The 1,735-nt window shown below is 32.6% G+C and carries 1 protein-coding gene; it reads left to right on the top strand.

Translation table 11 applies throughout. The features are described from left to right. The first annotated feature begins 357 nt into the window (after window positions 1-357). Entirely contained in the window at window positions 358-1,542 is a 1,185-nt protein-coding gene (locus ACP6PK_RS30625; protein ID WP_426565427.1) for a glycosyltransferase, read from the top strand. Window positions 1,543-1,735 lie beyond the last annotated feature (193 nt).

Genomic DNA, 1,735 nt, shown 5'->3' with positions numbered 1-1,735 from the left:
TACTCAAGTTTCCCACTCTTTGTGTACTACATTTTGTCGTGCGGAATGTGGGTTTAATACAAATTTTAGGTAGGGCTATATATGTAGTAATTTATGGTAGAATCAGGGAACAACTTACCTGGGAACAAGGAACATAAAATCCCTACAATTATAAATTTTCAAAGGATAGTATCTACAAGTTACTTTACTTTTTCTAGCAAATATTACTGGTGGTAGAAAATTAACCCAATTTGATAAATCAATGACTAGAGACAAAAGACTGTCTCCCCCTACAATTCATTTATAAAGAAATTAATCCAAGTCGATTATTTCAGAGAGTTGCTATAATTTATGTATCCTTAAGTTCAGAAGTTATTTATGCAGCAAATTATATTAATCACAGTAATTTTTAACTTCATAATCTGGATATATTTATTAATATTTCGTGGTAAATTTTGGCTGGCAGACCAACGACTATTGCCAGTATCAGAAATAGAAATTGAGAATATCGAATATTGGCCGTCAGTTTCCGTGATAATTCCTGCTCGAAATGAAGCAAAGTTATTACGAGTAACACTAAACTCCCTATTAAATCAAGATTACCCAGGGAATTTGACAATAATATTAGTAGACGATCATAGTATAGATAATACATCTATTGTCGCAAGATGCACTGCTCAACAAAGTGAAAATTTTACTAAACTAGAAGTTATTTCAGCAGCAGATTTACCTAGTGGTTGGACTGGAAAATTATGGGCAATTAATCAAGGAATTAACTATGCAAAAAAACAAATTCCAGCCCCTGATTATTTTCTTTTGACTGATGCAGATATTGAACATAGCTCGACAAATATCCGCCAACTTGTTGTCAAAGCAGAACAGAAAAATTTAGCCTTAGTTTCGTTAATGGTGAAACTACAATGTGAAACTTTAGCAGAGGAATTAATGATTCCAGCATTTGTGTTTTTCTTTAAAAAATTATATCCGTTTAGATGGGTAAATAATCCTCAAAAATCTACGGCTGCTGCTGCTGGCGGTTGTATATTAATTCGTCATCAAGTTTTAGATGAAGTTGGCGGAATAGAGGTTATTAAAAATGCTTTAATAGATGATTGTTCTTTAGCTAAAGCAGTTCAACAAAAATCAACAAATAAAAAGATTTGGTTAGGTCTAACTTCAGATACTAAAAGCCGACGTTCTTATCCCGATTTAATGAGTATTTGGAACATGGTAGCTCGTACTGCTTTTACTCAGTTAAATTATTCTCCACTCTTGTTAATAGTAACAGTGATAGGAATGAAATTAGTTTATTTAATTCCCTCATTAGGAATAATTTTGGGAGTAATTTTTGGTTGGTGGAAAGTATTAGCGATCGCTTTATTGGCAAGATTATTAATGTTTTTAGCGTACTTACCTATTGTTAGATTTTATCGACTTTCACCAATATATGCGATGGGTTTACCAACTGTTGCTTTGATGTATACATTAATCACAATAGATTCAGCTTGGCGACACTGGCGAGGGCGAGGCGGTTATTGGAAAGGGCGTGTTTATCAAAGTTAATTTTGAATCAGGCATAAGAAAAGTTTTAACTCACATTCCCCACTTTAAAACGTAGGATTAAAAACTATATAACTATACAATATAATACCATTTCTCAAAAATATTGCTATATTTGATTGGATGGGGTAGGGACGTTGCATAACGGGACTTTAGTGAAAAAATAGTAAAAAAAAGGGTATAATATATATCTGAT

It is taken from the genome of Dapis hubbardiae BLCC-M172 (genome assembly GCF_050016015.1).
In the GTDB taxonomy this organism is placed as follows: domain Bacteria; phylum Cyanobacteriota; class Cyanobacteriia; order Cyanobacteriales; family Microcoleaceae; genus Trichodesmium.
Note: the sequence above shows the minus strand (reverse complement) of the source record. Positions and strands in the feature narration are given on the sequence as shown.